This window comes from Streptomyces sp. NPDC087420, from assembly GCF_044744165.1.
Classification (GTDB): Bacteria; Actinomycetota; Actinomycetes; order Streptomycetales; family Streptomycetaceae; genus Streptomyces.
Genome location: NZ_JBIUXU010000001.1, coordinates 588,731 through 607,179, shown reverse-complemented (window position 1 = coordinate 607,179; position 18,449 = coordinate 588,731). Strand labels below are relative to the sequence as shown.

At 70.5% G+C, this 18,449-nt stretch carries 19 protein-coding genes; 13 read left to right on the top strand and 6 right to left on the bottom strand.

Annotated features, from left to right (window positions below; genetic code table 11):
• Window positions 1-14: 14 nt before the first annotated feature.
• Entirely contained in the window at window positions 15-920 is a 906-nt protein-coding gene (locus tag ACIO1C_RS02655) for an AraC family transcriptional regulator N-terminal domain-containing protein (RefSeq protein ID WP_401857572.1), read from the bottom strand.
• Between the two features lie 152 nt (window positions 921-1,072).
• On the opposite strand from ACIO1C_RS02655, the gene ACIO1C_RS02650 reads away from it, so the two are divergent.
• Together ACIO1C_RS02650 and ACIO1C_RS02645 are read left to right on the top strand one after the other, a co-directional pair.
• A complete protein-coding gene (locus ACIO1C_RS02650; RefSeq protein ID WP_401857569.1) occupies window positions 1,073-1,390 on the top strand; it encodes a putative quinol monooxygenase in 318 nt (105 codons plus the stop codon).
• A gap of 41 nt (window positions 1,391-1,431) precedes the next feature.
• Window positions 1,432-2,418, top strand: coding sequence for an alpha/beta hydrolase (locus ACIO1C_RS02645; protein WP_401857566.1), 987 nt, complete (start codon window positions 1,432-1,434; stop codon window positions 2,416-2,418).
• 86 nt (window positions 2,419-2,504) lie between these two features.
• On the opposite strand, the gene ACIO1C_RS02640 is transcribed toward ACIO1C_RS02645, so the two are convergent.
• Complete coding sequence (locus ACIO1C_RS02640; RefSeq protein WP_401857564.1) at window positions 2,505-4,085, bottom strand: MFS transporter; 1,581 nt, start codon at window positions 4,083-4,085, stop codon at window positions 2,505-2,507.
• Between the two features lie 237 nt (window positions 4,086-4,322).
• On the opposite strand from ACIO1C_RS02640, the gene ACIO1C_RS02635 reads away from it, so the two are divergent.
• Complete coding sequence (locus tag ACIO1C_RS02635) at window positions 4,323-4,955, top strand: isochorismatase family protein (protein WP_401857561.1); 633 nt, start codon at window positions 4,323-4,325, stop codon at window positions 4,953-4,955.
• A gap of 40 nt (window positions 4,956-4,995) precedes the next feature.
• Here ACIO1C_RS02635 and ACIO1C_RS02630 read toward each other — a convergent pair whose 3' ends face one another.
• The gene (locus tag ACIO1C_RS02630) at window positions 4,996-5,463 is read right to left on the bottom strand and encodes a MarR family winged helix-turn-helix transcriptional regulator (protein ID WP_401857559.1); all 468 of its coding nucleotides are present in this window, start codon (window positions 5,461-5,463) and stop codon (window positions 4,996-4,998) included.
• A gap of 182 nt (window positions 5,464-5,645) precedes the next feature.
• Here ACIO1C_RS02630 and ACIO1C_RS02625 point away from each other — a divergent pair, with 182 nt between their 5' ends.
• Window positions 5,646-6,497 carry an inositol monophosphatase family protein gene (locus ACIO1C_RS02625; protein ID WP_401857556.1) on the top strand — a complete coding sequence of 284 codons (852 nt, stop codon included), beginning with the start codon at window positions 5,646-5,648 and terminating at the stop codon, window positions 6,495-6,497.
• Window positions 6,498-6,549: 52 nt separating this feature from the next.
• A complete protein-coding gene (locus ACIO1C_RS02620; protein WP_401857554.1) occupies window positions 6,550-7,278 on the top strand; it encodes a DinB family protein in 729 nt (242 codons plus the stop codon).
• A 29-nt stretch (window positions 7,279-7,307) separates the two neighbouring features.
• Here ACIO1C_RS02620 and ACIO1C_RS02615 read toward each other — a convergent pair whose 3' ends face one another.
• The 3 genes from ACIO1C_RS02615 to ACIO1C_RS02605 all read right to left on the bottom strand — a co-directional run bounded on the left by ACIO1C_RS02615 (window position 7,308) and on the right by ACIO1C_RS02605 (window position 9,369).
• Complete coding sequence (locus ACIO1C_RS02615) at window positions 7,308-7,628, bottom strand: hypothetical protein (protein WP_401858026.1); 321 nt, start codon at window positions 7,626-7,628, stop codon at window positions 7,308-7,310.
• Between the two features lie 107 nt (window positions 7,629-7,735).
• A complete protein-coding gene (locus ACIO1C_RS02610; RefSeq protein ID WP_401857551.1) occupies window positions 7,736-8,590 on the bottom strand; it encodes a GNAT family N-acetyltransferase in 855 nt (284 codons plus the stop codon).
• Window positions 8,591-8,622: 32 nt separating this feature from the next.
• Window positions 8,623-9,369, bottom strand: a complete 747-nt coding sequence (locus tag ACIO1C_RS02605) for an aldo/keto reductase (protein WP_401857548.1) — start codon at window positions 9,367-9,369, stop codon at window positions 8,623-8,625.
• A 52-nt stretch (window positions 9,370-9,421) separates the two neighbouring features.
• On the opposite strand from ACIO1C_RS02605, the gene ACIO1C_RS02600 reads away from it, so the two are divergent.
• From ACIO1C_RS02600 to ACIO1C_RS02565, 8 genes are all read left to right on the top strand, one after another.
• A complete protein-coding gene (locus ACIO1C_RS02600) occupies window positions 9,422-9,610 on the top strand; it encodes a hypothetical protein (RefSeq protein WP_401857545.1) in 189 nt (62 codons plus the stop codon).
• Window positions 9,611-9,806: 196 nt separating this feature from the next.
• Window positions 9,807-10,946 (top strand): VOC family protein, encoded by a 1,140-nt coding sequence (locus ACIO1C_RS02595; protein ID WP_401857543.1) that lies wholly within the window; start codon window positions 9,807-9,809, stop codon window positions 10,944-10,946.
• Window positions 10,943-11,881: a fumarylacetoacetate hydrolase family protein gene (locus ACIO1C_RS02590; protein WP_401857540.1), complete on the top strand. Its 939-nt coding sequence runs from the start codon at window positions 10,943-10,945 to the stop codon at window positions 11,879-11,881. Before ACIO1C_RS02595 ends, ACIO1C_RS02590 begins: the two co-directional genes overlap by 4 nt.
• Window positions 11,878-13,584 (top strand): bifunctional 3-(3-hydroxy-phenyl)propionate/3-hydroxycinnamic acid hydroxylase, encoded by a 1,707-nt coding sequence (locus ACIO1C_RS02585; protein ID WP_401857538.1) that lies wholly within the window; start codon window positions 11,878-11,880, stop codon window positions 13,582-13,584. The genes ACIO1C_RS02590 and ACIO1C_RS02585 overlap by 4 nt, the downstream gene beginning before the upstream one ends.
• A 13-nt stretch (window positions 13,585-13,597) precedes the next feature.
• Window positions 13,598-15,631, top strand: coding sequence for an acetoacetate--CoA ligase (locus tag ACIO1C_RS02580; RefSeq protein WP_401857535.1), 2,034 nt, complete (start codon window positions 13,598-13,600; stop codon window positions 15,629-15,631).
• Between the two features lie 53 nt (window positions 15,632-15,684).
• Window positions 15,685-16,629, top strand: a complete 945-nt coding sequence (locus tag ACIO1C_RS02575; RefSeq protein WP_401857532.1) for an amidohydrolase family protein — start codon at window positions 15,685-15,687, stop codon at window positions 16,627-16,629.
• A gap of 92 nt (window positions 16,630-16,721) precedes the next feature.
• Window positions 16,722-17,825, top strand: a complete 1,104-nt coding sequence (locus ACIO1C_RS02570; RefSeq protein WP_401857529.1) for an amidohydrolase family protein — start codon at window positions 16,722-16,724, stop codon at window positions 17,823-17,825.
• A 184-nt stretch (window positions 17,826-18,009) separates the two neighbouring features.
• The gene (locus ACIO1C_RS02565) at window positions 18,010-18,363 is read left to right on the top strand and encodes a PRC-barrel domain containing protein (protein WP_401857526.1); all 354 of its coding nucleotides are present in this window, start codon (window positions 18,010-18,012) and stop codon (window positions 18,361-18,363) included.
• Window positions 18,364-18,449: the final 86 nt, after the last annotated feature.

The window sequence follows — 18,449 nt, the reverse complement described above, 5'->3', positions numbered from 1 at the left end:
CCGATGACGGGCGGTCAGGGCAGTACGGCCGTGACGGTACGCGCCGTTCGGCGCAGCCGGGCCGCGTCCTGGCTGGGCGGCGCGCCGAACTGGCGCCGGTATTCCCGGCTGAACTGCGAGGAGTTGTCGTAACCGACGCGCTGACCGACCCCGGTGACATCGCCGGGGTGGGTGGCGAGCAGGAGCCGGGCCTCCTGGAGCCGGATCTGCTTCTGGAACTGGATGGGGCTCATCGCGGTCACCACCTGGAAGTGGCGGTAGAAGGCGGAGACGCTCATACCGGCCAGCCGCGCCACGTCCTCGACGCGGAACGGCTGCGCGTAGTGCTCCCGGATCCACCGCACCGCCCGCGCGACATGGCTGAGGCTGCTGTCGGCCAGGCCGAATTGCCGGACGATGCCGCCCTGCTCGCCGGTGATCAGCCGCCACAGGATCTCGCGTTTGACGAGCGGCGCGAGCACCGCCCGGTCGCGGGGCTCGTCGATCAGGCGCAACAGCCGGATGACGGCGTCGAGCAGCTGATCCGGAGCGTCGCTGACGGCGATGCTGGGCAGCGCGCTCCCGCCGCCGCGGGGGACGTCACCGGGGCCGGCCCGCAACAGCAGCTCGGCGACGGCTTCGGGCTCCAGCGTGAGCCCGAAGCCCACGGCCGGGTGCTCCGGGCTCGCGCCGGCGAAGTGACCGGTGACCGGCAGGTCGACGGAGGTGACGAGGTACTGCCCGGCGCGGTAGTCGTAGACCCGCTCACCCAGCGCGAGGCGTTTCTCGCCCTGGGCGATGACCGCCAGGACGGTGCCGGACATCGACAGCGACGGCGGGTCCGACCGCTCGACCTTCGAGATGAGCACGCCGTCGATGGGCGTGGTCCAGTCGGGCCGCGCGTGCCGGAGCAGCAGGGTACGGAGCTGGTCGAGGTACATGCCCCGATTGCAGCACACCATCGGTCACCGGCTCCAGGGGAGGAGAGGATCGTGCAAGGGCCCGGGAGGATCACTCTATCGTTTGCGCAGGTCACAGCGATTCAATGGAGACACGACCTCCCCACTTCTCCTCTCTCTGAAAGAAGGCCCGCATGATCGCCGCCTACGGATTCAACGCCACCCTGACCGCCAGGCCCGGAATGGGCGACGAGCTGGTCGACGTACTGCTGACCGGCCTGGACGAGGGCAACCCCGGCGCGAGCGAGCATTGTGTCGTCTACCTCGTCTGCCGTTCGGCGGCCGACCCCGACGTCGTACACGTCACCGAGGGATGGACCAGCGAGGAGGACCACCACCGGATCTTCGCCGGCGGGGCCGCGCGGGCCATCGTGGCGCGGATCACGGGAATGCTGGCCAAGGAGTCCGCGTACACGGACTACGTACCGGTACGCGGCAAAGCCGCTTTCTGAGTCCGCCGTCCACCTCACCCACCTCCCAGGCAAGGAACCCCATGACACTCGCCCGTCCCGGCATCGATCCCGAACTGCGCACGCTGATGGCGGACATGCCTCTCATGTCCGAGCTCACCCCGGAACTGCTGGCGCGGCTGCGGCAGTTTCCGCCGACCCCGGTCGACACTCTTCTCGAAGGGCGGAAGGCCGGGCGACGCGAGGTCACCGTGTCCGGTGGGGACGGCGCACGAATCCCCTTGTCGGTTTTCAGCCCGGCGGTGACGGACGACTCGACGGCGGCCGGTCCCTCCACCGGGGCGCCGTGTGTCTACTGGGTGCACGGCGGCGGGATGGTCATGGGAGACCGCTTCTCCCAGCTCGACATACCGCTGGAGTGGCTCGACCTGTTCGGCGCGGTTGTCGTCTCCGTGGACTACCGGCTGGCACCGGAGGCCACCGGCACGACCCTGGTCGACGATTGCTACCGGGGCCTGCTCTGGATCGCCGAGCACGCCGGCGAGCTGGGTGTGGATCCCGCCCGGATCGTCGTCGCGGGTGCCAGCGCCGGCGGGGGCCTCGCCGCCGGGCTCACCCTGATGGCGCGGGACCGGGGCGCCCCGGCGATCGCCGCCCAGATGCTGATCTACCCGATGCTCGACCACCGGAACGTCACCACGTCCAGCCGGCAGTACGCGGGCGGGCCCGGCGTCTGGACCCGCGAGATGAACGAATTCGGGTGGCGGTCCGTTCTCGCCGGCCTCGCCGACGAGGACGTGCCGGGTTACGTCTCCCCCGCACGCGCCGACGACCTCTCGCGGCTGCCGACCACGTACATCGACGCCGGCTCGGCCGAGGTCTTCCGCGACGAGGACGTCGACTACGCCACGCGGATCTGGGCGGCGGGCGGCCAGGCGGAACTCCACGTCTGGGCGGGCGGCTTCCATGGATTCGATGCCCTGTACCCCCAGGCCCACGTCTCCGTCACGGCCCGCGAGACCCGCACCGACTGGCTGACCCGCGTCCTGAACCCGGCTTCTGACATGTAACCACCGCCCAGGTCCCTCCTCGTCCCTCCTCGTCCCTGTTCGACGGTCCACGCGAGAGGGTGCTCGCGGCCCACGCGCGTACGGGCTCACCGTGGCCGGGGAACGGACGCGGTGACCGTGGCCCCGCTCGGGCGCGGGTGGCTCAGAGCGAGGGCGGCCACCACCGCCATGGCCAACGCCATTCCGTAGAAGGCCACTTGCGCGGCGTGCGCGTAGTCGCTCCGGAGCGCCTGGAGTACGGCTTCGCGCGCGGCGGACGGCACTCCGCCCGTCTTCGCCCCGCCGTCCGCCGACGTGATGGCGTCGACAACCTGCCGGGTGTCCTGGCTCGTACCACCGACACGCCGGATGGACACCGCCACCTCGCTGGTCAGACGCTGTGTCACCACCGTGGTGAACACGGCGAGCCCCAGCGCCCCGCCGAAGTTCTTCATCGTCTGGGTGAGGGCCGAGACTTCCCCGTACGAGGTCCCGATGGCGCGGTTGACCGCGTCGGTGGACACCGGGCTGAACATGAAGCCGATGCCCGCACCGGCGACCATGATGGGCCACGTCTGCTGGTTGAGGAACGCGCCCGCGTCGAAACTCAGATCCGTCGCCGTCCGGGCCAGCCACACAAAGCCGGCCGCGCCGGTCACACCACCGAGCAGGATGACGGAGCGTGCCCCGACGCGGTCGAACCGTACGGCACCCAGACGCGCGGCCACCGCGAACCCGATGAAGAACTTCAGGAACAGCAGCCCCGTGTCGGTCGCCGACAACCCCAGGGAGACCTGCCCGTACACACTGAGGAAGAAGAACACGGAGATGAACGCGACCGACGCGAAGAACATCGCCAGGGTCGAGACGGTGAATCCCGCGTCACGGAAGACACGCAGGTTCACCAGGGGCGTGTCCGCGCGCAGTTGACGGCGTACGAAGAGGACAAGGAGCAGCACACCCACGGCGAGGAACGCCACCACCGCCGGGCTCGACCATCCCCACGTCCCGGCCTGCTGGAGCGCCGCCACGACAAGCCCCATCCCGGCCGCCGAGACGCCGGCGCCCACCCAGTCGACGGAGTCCGGGCGGCGCGGGGCGGCGGGCGCGGTCCGGAGTATCAGGATCAGCGCGACCAGGGCGATGGGTACGTTGATCCAGAAGATCGACCGCCAGGTCCACTCGGTCAGGAACCCGCCCGCGATCGGCCCGACGGCCGTCATCGCCCCGGTCACCGTGAAGAAGCCGGCCATCGCCCTGCCACGCCGTTCCTGGGGGAAGGCCCGCACCACGATGCCGAGGGCGGCGGGGAACATGACCGCGCCGCTCACTCCCTGGAGCGCACGGGCCGCGATCAACCAGGGGGCGGCCGCGGCGCCTTGGGGCGTGAGCCCGCACAGCAGAGAGGTGATACCGAAGGCGGCCACGCCCACGACGAGCATGCGCCTGTGGCCCAGGACGTCGGCGAGCCGCCCGCCCAGGAGGAAAAACGCCGCGGTTGTCAGCAGGTACACGTTGACCGCCCACTGGAGACTGCCGTGGCTGATCGACAGGTGCTGCTGGATGGACGGGCCGGACAGGGCGACGATCGTCTGGTCGATGGTCGTCATGGATACGGCGAGCACCAGGCCGACAAGAACCGTGTTGCCGGTGCGTGGTCGCACTCCCCGTGTCGGCGTCGAACTCATCGTGGCACTCCCTCACCCAGTGGCTCGCAGTTCACACGTCGAGCCATATTCCAGTCTTGACATGTCAAAACTAGAACCACAGCGCGCGACATGTCAACAGTGGAATATGCGCCGCCCGGGGGCAGAGGTTCGCTTGCACGGGGCAGGGGTGAGGGCTAGCCTGAAATAGTCACTGAAATTGACTATCCATTGCAGTGACCACCGGAAGCGGTGCACGCCTCTCAAGGAGAAGCAGTCATGTCCGACCGATCGAAGTTCCTGGAGTTCCTCACGGCCGACAACGCGGCCGTCGTCCTGGTCGACCACCAGGTCGGCCTGTACAGCGGCGTGCGGGACACCGGGCTCCTGGAGCTGAAGCACAACGTGAGCGCGCTGGCCCGTGCCGCACAGGCGCTCGGAGTCCCGACCGTGGTCACCACCACCGCGGCCGACAGCATGTGGGGACCCCTGATCCCCGAACTCTCCGACGCCCTCCCCCAGGGGACGGACGTCATCGACCGCAGCACGGTCAACGCCTGGCACGACCGCAGGGTCCGTGAGCGGATCGAGGCGACCGGCCGCCGGAAGCTGATCTTCACGGGCATCTCGCTGGAGGTCTGCGCCGCCCTGCCCGCCCTCGCCGCGACCGCCGACGGCTATGACACGTACGTGGCCGTCGACGCGTCCGGCACGTTCTCGCAGACCAAACGGGAGGGCGGGATCGCACGCCTCCAGCAGGCCGGCGTGATCGTCAGCGACTACGCCACCCTGATGGTCGAGATCCTCGCCGACAACGCCTCCCCCGCGGCCGGAGACGTCTACGCCGCACTCGACATGCCCTTCGCCGTGCTCGTCGGCCAGATCTCAGCCGCGTACCGCAAGAACGACTAGTACGACCCACGCCCGGACACGCGGAACGCGCCCCGCCGGTTTACGTGGCGTCGGACCGCGGGCGTCTCTGATGCTCGGTCACATCGACCAGGATCGCCTTGAACCCGGCGAAGGCCTCGCGGCCGACGCGGCGGGCGTGGCGTTCCTGGATGTCGGCCATGATCCGGTCGGCCGCCCGCATCTGGCTCAGTCCGCGCTCGGTGGGACTGATGAGCTTGGCGCGCCGGTCGGCCGGATCGGGACGCCGTTCGACGTAACCCAGCCCTTCGAGCTCGTCGATCATCGTGCCGATCACCTGCTTGTGCTGACCCGACAGACGAGACAACTCAGTGGCACGCACCCCGCCGGCATCCAGATAGGCAAGCACGGCACCGTGCCGGGGGTGCAGATCGGCGAACCCCTGCGCGGCGAGGGTCGCGAAAAGCTCACGCTGGACCGCGAACAGCAGCCGCCCGGCAAGCACCCCGAGGTCCGGGTCCCGCCTGTTTCTCTCCTCGCGCGTGGCCAACAGAAAGTCTCCTCGTCAAGCGTCCGGGCCGCGGCACGCCGCCCTCACCGATCAGTCTATGAAGCGGCCGCGAGTGCGGCGAACGTGTCCACTGACGCGCCGCGTACGGACAGCTCACCGGTGCTCCGACCGGAAGGGTTCGCCGTGCGGGTGGGTGGCTTTGCCTCGATAGGCTGCACGGCATGATCAGCTCGTTCAGCTCGTACGCGGGTTCCCGCGATGTCGATGTGGCGACAGCCGGGGCACGGGCCGGCGCGGACGTGGTCCGTGACATGTACGGCCGGCGGCTCGCCCGCATCGACAAAGGTGGCGGCGACTTCGCCACCACCGCCGATGTGAAGGCCGAGGAGGCGATCCTCGACGTCATCCGTGCCGCACGGCCCGATGACGCGGTGCTCGGCGAGGAGGGCGGACAACAGGGCGCCGCCGACGGCGAGCGCCAGTGGCTGGTGGACCCCCTGTGCGGCACGCTCAACTACGCCGTCGGCACCCTGCTGGTGGCCGTCAACGTGGCGCTTCGCGATGGGGCGGCGGCGGTGGCCGACCCGTTCGGCGGTGAGGTTTTCTCCACCGACGGGGAGACCGCGTGGGTACGGAACGACGGGGCCGACGACGCACGGCTGACGCCGACGCCCGCCACGCGCCTGGTGGACGTCAACCTGGATCCGCCGTTCCCGAGTGCGCCGGGATTCCGGGCCGTGGATCTGCTGGCCCACCCGGAGTTCGCCGAACGTTTCCGGCCGCGCGTCGTATCCACGACCCTCGCGCTGGCCTGGGTCGCCGCCGGCAAGCGCGCCGCGTATGTCACCGATGGAGGCGACCTCTCCGGGAACGTGCACTTCGCCGCAGGCATCGCGCTGTGCCGGGCGGCAGGCTGCGTTGTCAGCGGCGTCGACGGGGCCCCGGTGGGCGAGGGCCGCGGGCTGGTGGCCGCCGCCGACGACGAGACCCACGGACTGCTGATGTCGATGATCCGCGCGGGATCCGCTACGGAGCGTGGAAATCGGTTGCGGTCCCGCGAGGTGGGCCGCTAGCTTCCGCCTGGCCGCAGCGGGGTACGAGACGCGGCCGCGAAGGGAGTCGGGCGTGGAGGTCGGGGGCGTACGGACCGATCGTTTGGGTCTGTTGCTCGGTCAGTTCGACCAGGCCAGGGAGATGGCCCAGGTACGGCTGACGGGGCTCGGCGACGAGGAGCACCTGTGGGAGCCGGTGGACGGCTGCTGGTCGGTCCGGCGCCGGGGCGAGGCGGTGACGCCCCGGGCGTTCGGGCCGGGTGCGTGGGTGCTCGACAAGGGCGACCCGGAGATCCCGGCGAACGAGTACGCGGAGGTGGCCCGGCAGGCCGCCGGCGGTATGCCGGTCGCCAAGATCGCCGAGGACTGGAGCGTGAGTGTGGAGCGGGTCGAGGAGATCCTCGCCCACACCGGTGAGCCGGAGCCCGACAACGTGCCGGTCACCACCATCGCGTGGCGGCTGGCGCATCTGCAGGTCAACTTCGCGGGCCAATGGGAGTGGACCTTCGGTGAACGGCGGCAGGAGCCGAGGCTCCTGGTCGACTTCACCCCCTCCGCCGCCCTGGCACTCGAGCGGTTCTGGGCGCTGATCGACCGCTGGCGCGAGAGTGTCGGCGCCGTCACCGACGAGCAGCTCGACACGGTCGGCTTCTCGCAGTACCCGTACGGCTCCGACCCCGACGACCCGTTCATCACCGTGGTGGCGGGGGCCACCCTCGAATTCATCCACCACATGGCCGAGATCGCGTTGCTCCGCGACCTGTGGAGGGCCCGCCCCGCGGGCTGGAGCGGGGCGGGGTGACGGGCCGGCCCGCGAGGCGGCACCGTCTCCTACGCGGCGTCGGGACCGTCGAGGAAACGGAGCAGCACCGCGGCCTCCGCCCGGAGCCGCGCCGCCCGGTCGGCGTGCGCGGGTGCGGTCAACTGCGTTGCAGCCTCCAGCCGTTCGGCCACCTCCGCACGTACGATCTCCACCACGTCGCGCTCGCTCAACTCTTGCCGCACCGCCTCGGTGACACCGACACCGGACGGGGACTCCTCAAGGGCGACGCCCCGGAGTCGGGCTTCGTCCACCGGCACCGCCTCGGCGTTGTCCAGCGCCCCGAGTGTGGCCCGCAGGGCACTCACCGCGGCCTTGTCACGGGCGCGCATCGCTTCCGGCAGTGCTTGACGCATACGTAGACGTAGAGACATGCCGGTGACCCTATGGCCGCGCCCCCGGACCCACAACGCGATATCCGCGTGACCGGCCACGGACGTCATGCCGTGAAGAGGCTCCAGTTCTCCGCCAGTTGGAACCCCATCGCCTGGTACAGGGGAACGCCCAGCGGACTGGCGTGCAGGAAGGCCGTACGTGCCCCCTCCTCGTACGCGTCACACAGGACAACCTCCGTCGCCGCTCTGCCGTAGCCGCGCCGGCGGAACTCCGGCGGAACCGCGATGTTGAACACACCGACAAAATCGTCCACCAGAACACCGAACGAAGTCGCCACCACGACGCCTTCCAGCTCGGCCACATAACCGCGCATCGCGACGTGATCCATCACGGGGCGGGCCACGAACACGGAGAAGATCTCTTCCGGGCCGCCGTACCCGGCGGCCAACGCCGCCCGGTACAGGCCGGCTTCATCACCCCACACCCTGCGCACCGTCAGCCCGGCGGCCTCGGAATCCCGCACGGACGCCCGCTCGGACTTCCGCTCGGACTTCCGCTCGGACCTCTGCCCGGACTCCTGCTTGCCCTCCGGCAGATCATCTTCGCCGAGTGATTTCAGCATGAACGGCAGCATCGACCGCCGGTCCAGCCCGTGGTCCGCCGCCACTGCCACGATCCGGTCGTCGACCGGCTCGCCCCGTACCTGCACACTCCACGCCACGGACTCCAGCGCCGGCGAAGCGGCGAAAGCCGCGATCTCCTCGGGGTCGGCGTCGCGCCCGATGCCGATGACGCCGTTCAGGAGGGGCATGGGCGCGCCGGTGACCAGCTGCGCGGTGCCGTGGGCGCCGACTCGGCTGGAGCCGTTCGGCTGAGCCGAGGCGAACATGGCGAGCGCTGTCATCCAGGCCCGGGCCGCGGCGTCCGCGGCGTCTTGCGATACAACGTCATGAACCACGAGCCGACCGTACCATCTCGTCGCAAAACGACTCATAATATGCCGCCGCAGTCCGGGCCCGCGCGGACGTCCAGGGCGCCGAGGTAGTCCTCCAGCCGCGCCAGGCTACGGGGGCCGATCACCGGCACGAGCGGGGTCACGGAGCGCTCGGCGCGCTCCCGTACCCAGGCGACGGCGACCTGTGCGGGACGTACCCCGGCCTCCTTGGCCACGGTCAGCACGGCGTCCACCACCGCGGTCTTCTGCCGGCTGTCCTCGGTGTGGACGATGCGCCCCCAGTCGGTCGGCCGCCCCTCGGCGCTGGTGCGGTACTTGCCGGTGAGCAGCCCGCCGCCCAGCGGCGACCACAGCGCTCCGCCCAGCCCGTGGGCCTCGGCCATGGGCAGGATCTCGCGCTCCGCCGTCCGCTCCACCAGGCTGTATTCGAACTGGACGCCGATGACAGGAGCCAGTCCGCGCAGCTCACTCAGGGCGACGGCGTGGGAGGAGCGCCAGGCGGGGAAGTTGGACAGTCCGCCGCGGTCGCGCCTGCCGGTCAGCAGCTCTCCGAGGATCTCCTCGGACTCACCGGCCTGGTACGACTCCGACGTGTCGATGAAGGTGCCGCCGGCGTCCTCGGAACGGTCGAGGATTCGGCGGGCCTCGTCCTGTTCGGTACCGGCGAGGGCGCGGGTACCGAAGGTGCCGGCTCCGAGTGCCACCTCGGACACCCGCAGACCGGTGTTGTGGCCGAAGGTCGTGTAGCAGCCCAGCGGCGGCCGCGGTGCCCGTGAGCGCATCCTGTGGGCGGCGGCCGAGCTCTTCTACGAGGAGGGCATCAACGCCACCGGCATGGAGCGCCTGACCGACACCGCACGGGAGGCCGGCGTCACGGGTCCCGAGGCCCTGGGACGACAGCTGGCGGTCCTGTTCGAGGGGTCGAGGGCACTGACCACCTCCGTCGACAATCCGCGGCCGCTCGCCGACGCCCGCGCGGCCGCCCTCACACTGATCGACACCGCGACCGCCCGTACGGCGTGAACGCGCGCGCCTGAGGTGAGCGCCGGCGAGTGGCCGGTCCGCACCGCCGGCCGTTCGGCCTTTCCCGGCCCCCACTCCTGAATTCCCCGGGCCCCACTTCTGATCGATCGATCACATTCGCCGACCGCACCCCTTGACGCGGAAACCTTCAAAGTTGATAGTTTCATCATTACGGCAATGTTGCTCGGAGGTCGCGATGTTCGAAACTCTCACCCACGGTCGCAGAACCGCCCACCAAGACCTCCACAGCGAGGAGGGGGCCCTGCGCGGCGAGCACCGGGGGCGGGCCCGCAACCCCGTGATCAAGGTCGCCGACCTGGCCTGGCTGGAGTTCCAGAAGCCCGGCCTGGACCGGGCCGAGGTCTTCGCCCGGGATTTCGGGTTCACGATCGCGGCCCGTACGGAACAGGCGTTGTGGCTGCGCGGCACCTTCGCCGGCTCCCCCTGCATGGTGATCCGGCGCGGGCGCGAGTCGCGCTTCATCGGCCCGGTGTTCCGCGCCGCGGAACGCGCGGACCTGGACCGGCTCGCCCGCGTCACAGGCTCCGCCGTACGTGATTCCGACGCGCCGACCGGCGGGCAGTGTGTCGACCTGCTCGATCCCTCCGGGTTCTCGGTCCGGGTGGCGCACTCCGCCGAAACCCTGGCGGACCTGCCAGGTCAGCAGGCGCTCACTCTCAACTTCGGTACGGATCACCGCCGCGTCAACGCCACCCAGCGCCCGCCGCGGGAGCCCTCGCGCATCCAGCGCCTGGGGCACGTGGTCCTGGAGACGCGGGTGTTCGCCCGGGCCCTGAACTGGTATCTCGAAACCCTCGGCATGATCGTCAGCGACTTCCTGTTCCTCGACGGACAGCGCGAGCGGGGTCCGACGATGGCGTTCATCCGCTGCGACCGGGGGAGCGAACCGGCCGATCACCACACGCTGGCCATGCACCTCGGACCCGGTACGGGTTACGTGCACTCCGCCTACCAGGTCACCGACCTGGACACGATCGCGGCCGGGGGCGAGTACCTGGCCGAGCGCGGGTACCGGCGCAGCTGGGGAATCGGGCGGCACGTCCAGGGCAGCCAGATCTTCGACTACTGGCGCGACCCCGACCACTTCATGCTCGAACACTTCGCCGACGGCGATCTGTTCTCCTGCGACGTCGAGCCGGGCTGGGCGCCGATGTCGGCGAGCGGGCTGGCCCAGTGGGGGCCGCCCGCCACCCGGGACTTTCTCGGCACCAGTCCGTCCCCGGCCCGGCTCCGAGACATCTTCGCCGCTCTGCGCGGCGACACCGAAATCGATCCTGCCCGTCTGACGGGTCTGCTGAAAGCGATGAACTCATGAGCACCAACGTCCTGCGCACCGCCGAGGGTTGGTGGATGGTACGAGGCGACCACGCCGTGCCCGTCGCCACCCGGGCCGTCACCACGGCCGAGCTGATCGCGGACCGCGACGCCGTCCGCGAGGCCGCCGCCTCTCCCGAAGCGGGCACGCCCCTCAGCGGTCTGGTGGTGCTGCCGCCGGTCACCGTGCCCTGCCGGGTGGTCGCCCAGATGGTCAACTACCGCAGCCACGCGCGTGATTCGGGCTTCACCGGGGACATCCCGCCCGCCTTCTTCCGCAAGGCGTCGGGCTCCGTCAGCGGCCCTCACGACAGCGTCGTACGGCCCCCGCACGTGAGGCTGCTGGACTACGAGATCGAGCTCGGCCTGGTCATGGGGGCGCGGCTGCCGATCGGCGCCGTCGTGGACGAGAGGGATCTGCCCTCGTACGTCGCGGGAATCGTGCTCACCAACGACGTCAGCGCGCGTGATGTGCAGCTGAGCAAAACGCAGTTCTACGAGAGCAAGTCGTATCCGACGTTCACCCCGACCGGCCCGTACCTGACCCTGCTCGACCCGGACGACTTCGCCCATCTCCTGGACCTGCGGCTGCGGTTGTCGGTCAACGGCGATCTGCGCCAGGACCGCACCCTGGCCGACATGATCGTCCGCCCCGCCGAGGCGCTGACCCTGCTGGCGCGCTTCCAGACCCTGGATCCTGGAGACCTGCTGCTGACCGGCACGCCCGGTGGCACGGCCCTCAAGGCCCCGCCGAAGGCGGTCGAGAAGATCGGCGCGCTGCTGCCGCCGGCCATGAAGTGGAAGGCCTTCTTCAAGAGCCAGGCCCGCAATCCGCGCTATCTGAACGAGGGAGACCTGATCACGGCGACCATCGCGACGGCGAACGGCCGGCTCGACCTCGGGGAGCAGCGCACCTCGGTGGTCGACGCGCGATGACCCTCAACGAGCCGCGCACGGCGGCCGAGGTGACGGACGGCGTGCCGGGCGAGGTCCCCGTGGCAGCGAACGAGGTCCCCGTGGTGATCGTCGGCGCCGGACCCGTCGGCGTCACGGCCGCCCTGCTGCTCGCCCGGCACGGGGTCCGCAGCGTTCTCCTGGAGCGTCACACCGCCGTCTACCCCCTGCCGCGCGCCGTCGCCACGGACGACGAGGTCCGCCGTATCCTCCAGGCCGCCGGTGTGGAGGCCGAGTTCGCCTCGATCGCCCGCCCGGCCAACGGGCTCAGGCTCCTGGACGCCCGCCACCGGGTGATCGCGGAGTTCCCCCGTACCGCGGAGGGGCCGCACGGATTCCCGGAGACCAGCATGTTCGACCAGCCGGAGCTGGAGAGCCTGTTGCGTGACGCGCTCGCCCGCCGCGCCGAATGCGAGCTGCGCGAGGGGGTGGAGGTGCTCGACGTGACGCAGGAGAGCGACGGTGTCGCCCACGTGTCCTACCGGGCCGGGGGCGGTGCGGAGGTCCACTCCCTGCGGGCGGGCGCCGTCCTCGGTTGTGACGGCGCGAACAGTCTCACCCGTCGGGCCATGGGTGCGCGCTGGGAGGACCTGCGCTTCGAGGAGGAGTGGACGGCGATCGATGTGCGTACCAGCGCGCCCGTACGCACCTGGGGCGGCGTGGACCAGGTCTGCGATCCGCACCGGCCCGCCACCTTCATGCGGATCGGCGAGGACCGCTACCGGTGGGAGTTCCGTCTGGGCGAGGACGAGAGCCTGGACGGCGAGGACGGCAGGGAACGGCTCCGCCGCCTGGTCGCCCCCTGGATCGACCTGACCACGACCGACAACTTCGAGATCCACAGGCAGGCGCGCTACACGTTCCGGGCCCGTATCGCGGACCGCTGGCGCCGGGGCCGTCTCTTCCTCCTCGGCGACGCCGCACACCTGACGCCTCCCTTTGTCGGCCAGGGCCTCTGCGCCGGTCTGCGTGACGCCCAGAACCTCGCCTGGAAGCTCGCGCGGGTGCTCAACGACGGCGCGGACGACACACTGCTGGACACCTACCAGCTCGAACGCAAACCCCACGCGAAACACGTGATCCGCCTCGCCGTCGCGACGGGCTGGGCCATGACGGGAGGGCAGGACGCGGCTGCCGCCGCACGCCGCGCCCTGGTCGGCGCCGCCTGCCGTATCCCCGGCCTGACCAAGGCCGCGGGCCGCGACCTCAGCCCGGCCCTCACCTCGGGGCCGCTGATCCACCGGCGTACGCGGGTGCCCGGACGGCGGCGCGATCTCGCGGGCACCCACTGCCCCCAGCCGTGGATCCGGTACGAAGGCCGGCGCACCCGCCTGGACGAGATCCTCGGAACCTCCTGTGTCGTCCTGACCGCCTCGCCACTGTCCCCCGCCGTACAGGCCGTCGCGCAAGGGGTGGGCGCCCGGGTCGTCCACGTCGATGACACCGGTGACGAGGCCGGGGCCCTCGCCGCCTGGCTGCGCGGCGGCCGGGCGGACGCGGCCCTGGTCCGCCCCGACCGGGTGGTCCTGGACACCGTTCCGGCCGGCGGCGGCGGTTTCACCCACTCCCACAGCTGGGCACCCCTGTTGTGCACCACCCGCCGCCCCGAACCATCGGCGCGGCTCTCCGGCGCTCACGACTCCGCGTCCGCCCCACTGATCCCGTTGACTCCGTCCCGCCGATGAGGAAGACGACAGCATGACGACCCCTGACACTCCCGCACCGCCGGAGCCGTTCTGGACTCCGGACCCGGCGGACACCGCGGGCACCCGCATCGTCGACTTCGGCCGCTGGGCCGCCGCCCGGTACCCGGGCCTCGATCAGGCGGGCGACCCCGCCGACTACGACGTGCTGTACCGCTGGTCCGTCACCGAAATCGAGGAGTTCTGGAGCGCGGTGTGGGAGTACTTCGACATCGACTCCGCCACCCCCTACGAGACCGTACTGGCCGAGGAGTTGATGCCCGGCGCGCGCTGGTTCCCGGGCGCGACCCTGAACTACGCGCACCACGCCCTGCGTAACCTGAGGGACGACGAGCCCGCGATCCTCGCGCTGGACGAGACCGGGTCGGCGTACGAAGTCCCGGGCAGCGCGCTCCGCGCCCAGGTCGCCGCGATCGCCGCCACCCTGCGGGATCTTGGCGTCGGCCCCGGGGACACGGTGGCGGGCTATCTGCCCAACACCCCCCACGCCGTCGTCGCGTTCCTCGCGGCCGCCAGTCTCGGCGCCGTGTGGTCGGTGTGCGGCCAGGACTACGCCCCCGAAGCCGCCGCCGATCGTTTCGCCCAGCTCCGGCCCACCGTGCTGTTCGCCGCGGACGGCTATCTCTTCAACGGTACGGTCCATGACCGCCGCGACGCTGCCCTGGAGCTCGCCGGCCACCTGCCCACGCTCAACGCCGTGGTGCTCGTCGACCACGTCGGTCCGGCGTGGTCCGAGGGCCCGCGTTCCTTCCTCACGGTGCGGTGGGACGACGTGGTCTCCCGCACCGAGGAATTGGTCTGCGCACCCGTTCCCTTCGATCACCCCTTGTGGGTGGTGTTCTCCTCGGGAACGACGGGGCTCCCCAAGGGCATCGTCCACGGCCACGGCGGCGTCCTGCTCGAACACCTCAAGACCCTGGGCCTGCACTCCGACCTGGGACCGGCCGACCGTCTCCTGTGGTACACGACCACCCACTGGATGATGTGGAACCTCGTCGTCTCGACACTGCTGACCGGCGCGACCACTTGTACGTACGACGGCAGCCCCGCCCCCTTCGCCCGTCCGGACGTCCTGTGGGACCTCGCCGCCCGCCACCGCGTCACCGTCTTCGGCACCAGTCCCCAATACCTGCTCGGCATGGCCAAGTTCGGCATCGACCCGTCGGTGCACGACCTGTCCGCGATCCGCGCCGTCGGCTGCACCGGCTCCACGCTGCCGGCCTCCGCCTACCCGTGGGTGGGAGAGCATGTCGGCAAGAGCGTCCAACTCGCCTCCACCAGCGGCGGCACCGACGTGGTCTCGGGCTTCGCGGGCAGCGCCGCCACCACCCCGGTCTGGGCCGGCGAACTGTCCGCCCCCCACCTCGGAGTGGCTCTGGCGGCCTACTCCCCCGACGGGAGCCCGGTCGTGGACGAGGTGGGTGAACTGGTGGTGACCCGCCCGATGCCGTCCATGCCGCTGTACTTCTGGAACGACCCCGACGGCGCCCGCTACCAGGACGCGTACTTCTCCACGTATCCCGGCGTCTGGCGGCACGGCGACTGGATCACCCTCACCTCCCGCGGCTCGGTCGTCGTCCACGGCCGCTCCGATTCCACCCTCAACCGCAACGGCGTCCGGCTCGGCAGCGCCGACATCCACGACGCGGTCGAACGACTGCCCGAGATCGCCGAGTCGCTGGTCATCGGCGCGGAGGAGCCGGACGGCGGGTACTGGATGCCGCTGTTCGTGGTCCTCGCCGGGGCCGCCGTCCTCGACGACGCCCTGCGCGACCGCGTCCGGGACGCCATCCGTAACAGCGCGTCGCCCCGTCACGTCCCCGACGAGATCCTCGAAGTCCCCGGGATCCCGCACACCCGCACCGGCAAGAAGCTCGAAGTGCCGGTGAAACGCCTGCTCCAGGGCGCGTCCGCCGAGGACGTGGTCAGCCCGGCGGCCGTGGACAACCCCGAACTCATCGCCTTCTACGCGCAGTTGGGGGCCGACCGCGCGCATGCCCGGACCACCGGAGCAGGTGACGGCCGGTGACACCGACACCTGACGCCGCGCCCGCCCCTCCGCCACTGAACGGTGCTGTCGATGTGCACGCACACTTCATCACCCCGCGGCTGAGGGCGGCGATGGAGGCCGCCGGTCACGGACAGCCCGACGGCATGCCCGCCGTCCCGGACTGGAGCCCCGGGTCGGCGCTCGCCATGATGGACAGCACCGGCATCGCGGCGGCCCTCCTGTCGGTCTCCTCACCGGGAGTCAGCTTCGGAGACCCCACCCGGACCCGCGAGCTGGCGAGAACCGTCAACGAGGAAGGCAGGGCCCTCGTGGACGCCCACCCGGGCAGATTCGGACTGATGGCCTCCCTGCCCCTGCCGGACATCTCCGACGCGCTACGGGAGACACATCACGCCTTCGACACCCTGAACGCCGATGGTGTCATCCTGCAAACCCACTACGAGGGACACCATCTCGGCGATCCCCTGTACGAGCCGCTGATGGCCGAACTCGACCGGCGGGCGGCCGTGGTCCTCCTGCACCCGACGTCACCGCCGCACGCCGGGGCGACCGGCCTGGGGTGGCCCCGGCCCATGCTGGAGTTCCCCTTCGAGACCACGCGCGCGGTGGCCAACCTGATCCTGCGCGGTGTACGGGACCGATTCCCGGCCATCCGGTTCATCGTTCCGCACGCCGGCGCCGTACTGCCCTCGGTCGCGGACCGCCTCTCCGTCTTCGCCCTGGGCGTCGGAGCCGAGTCGACCGACGTCTTCGGAGCCCTGCGAGGGTTCTACTACGACGTCGCGGGCTTCGCTCTCCCCCGGTTGCTCCCCTCGCTGCTCACCCTGACGGACGCCGACCGTCTCCTCTACGGCAGTGACTACCCCTTCACTCCCGACTGGGTCGCGCAGGGCCTGGCCGCCACACTCGCCGGCAGCGGCGTCCTCACGGCGGAACAACAGGCGCTGATGCAGCGTCAGACGGCGGCCGCGCTCTTCCCCCGCCTGGCGTCCTCCTTGCGCGCCCATGACGCTTGATGATGATCTCATCACTTAAGATTGGCTCATCACCAAGGGCCGGTCCGGCACCGTACGCCGGTGATCCGCCCTTCCCGCTTCCTGGAGGCAGCATGACGACGCGTCGTCGGACACTCATCGGCATGGGCGCGCTGGCCGCGAACGCGTTGAGCTTGGGCCAAGCACCTCAGGCGCGAGCCACGGAGGGTGCGGAATCGGGGCCCGCGAACGACGAGTCCCGTACCGCCACCGCGGACTTTCCCCTGGCCCGGGCGATCGACGTGCACGCGCACTACATCACCCCCACGTACCGTCAGGCCCTGATCGACGCGGGCCTGGACCAGCCGGACGGCATGTCCGCCATCCCCGCGTGGAGCGTCGACGGCGCGCTGGAACTCATGGACAGCACCGGCATCGCCGCGGCCCTGCTCTCCGTCTCCTCGCCCGGCTTCGCGGTCGGCGACCACCACACGGCGCGTGCACTCGTCCGGCAGGTCAACGAGGAGGGCGCGGCACTGGTGAAGGCCAACCCGACCCGCTTCGGCCTGCTGGCGTCGCTGCCTCTGCCGGACGCCGACGCCGCCGTCGAGGAGGTGGCTCACGTATTCGACGTCCTCAAGGCCGACGGGATCTCCCTGGAGACCAACTACGAAGGCACGTACCTGGGAGACCCCTCCTTCCGCCCGGTCCTCGCCGAGCTGAACGAGCGACAGGCGGTGGTCCATCTGCACCCGACGTCACCCGCCTGCTGGGAGGCCACGGCGCTGGGCCGTGCGCGACCCATGATCGAGTTCCTCTTCGACACCACACGTACGGTCACCCAGCTGATCCTCGACCGTGTGGTGGAGAACTACCCTGACATTCGTTTCATCGTCCCGCACGCCGGTGCGGCCCTGCCGGTTCTGGCGGACCGGATCGCGGCGTTCGCCCTGACGGAGTCCACCCCGCCGGTCGACGTCATCGGTGCGCTCAAGCGCCTCCACTACGACGTCGCCGGTTTCGCGCTGCCCCGAGCGCTGCCCGCGCTGCTCCATCTGGTGGACACCGAACGGCTGCTCTACGGGAGCGACTACCCGTTCACCGCGGAAGCGGCGGTGAAGGCGCTGGGAGTGCGGCTGGCCGCCACCGATGTCCTCACCGCACAACAGAGACAACGCGTTCTCAGCGGGAACGCCGCCCGTCTCTTCCCGCGCCTCGCCGATGGCGGGAACAGCTGATCCCCCGACGCGAGCCCCCGGCACCGGCCGCATTGTGCCCGCCTTTCTCCCATAAAAACATCCTCTTTTCCGAGGTGTTCCCAGGTGTGGGAGCGACAGGCCCGGGCACTCGCCTTCCTGAGGGGCGGTCACCGAACACGGCGACGCTCCTGCAGGGAATGTACCGTCGATTAAGGAGCCTTTTATGAGTGACAACATGTGGGGATACCAGCCGACGGTCGGTCACACCGCGGGGAACACCCTGACGGGTTACAAGGTCGAGGCGAACGACGGAAGCATCGGTAAGGTCGACAAGCATTCCGACGAGGTCGGCTCGTCGTACCTGGTGGTCGACACCGGTGTCTGGATCTTCGGCAAGCACGTTCTGCTGCCGGCCAGCACCGTCACGCGGATCGACACCGCGGAAGAGACCGTCTACGTCGACCGGACGAAGGCCGAGATCAAGGACGCCCCCGAGTTCGACAAGGACAAGCACCTCGGCGATGCCGATTACCACGAGCAGGTGGGCGGGCACTACGGAAAGCACCGCCGCATCTGACCACCACAGCTCCCGGCGGGGGGGGGCCCCCGGGCCATACAACCACGCGGGGGCCCCCCCCGCGGCGGCCCGGCAGAAAAAAGGAC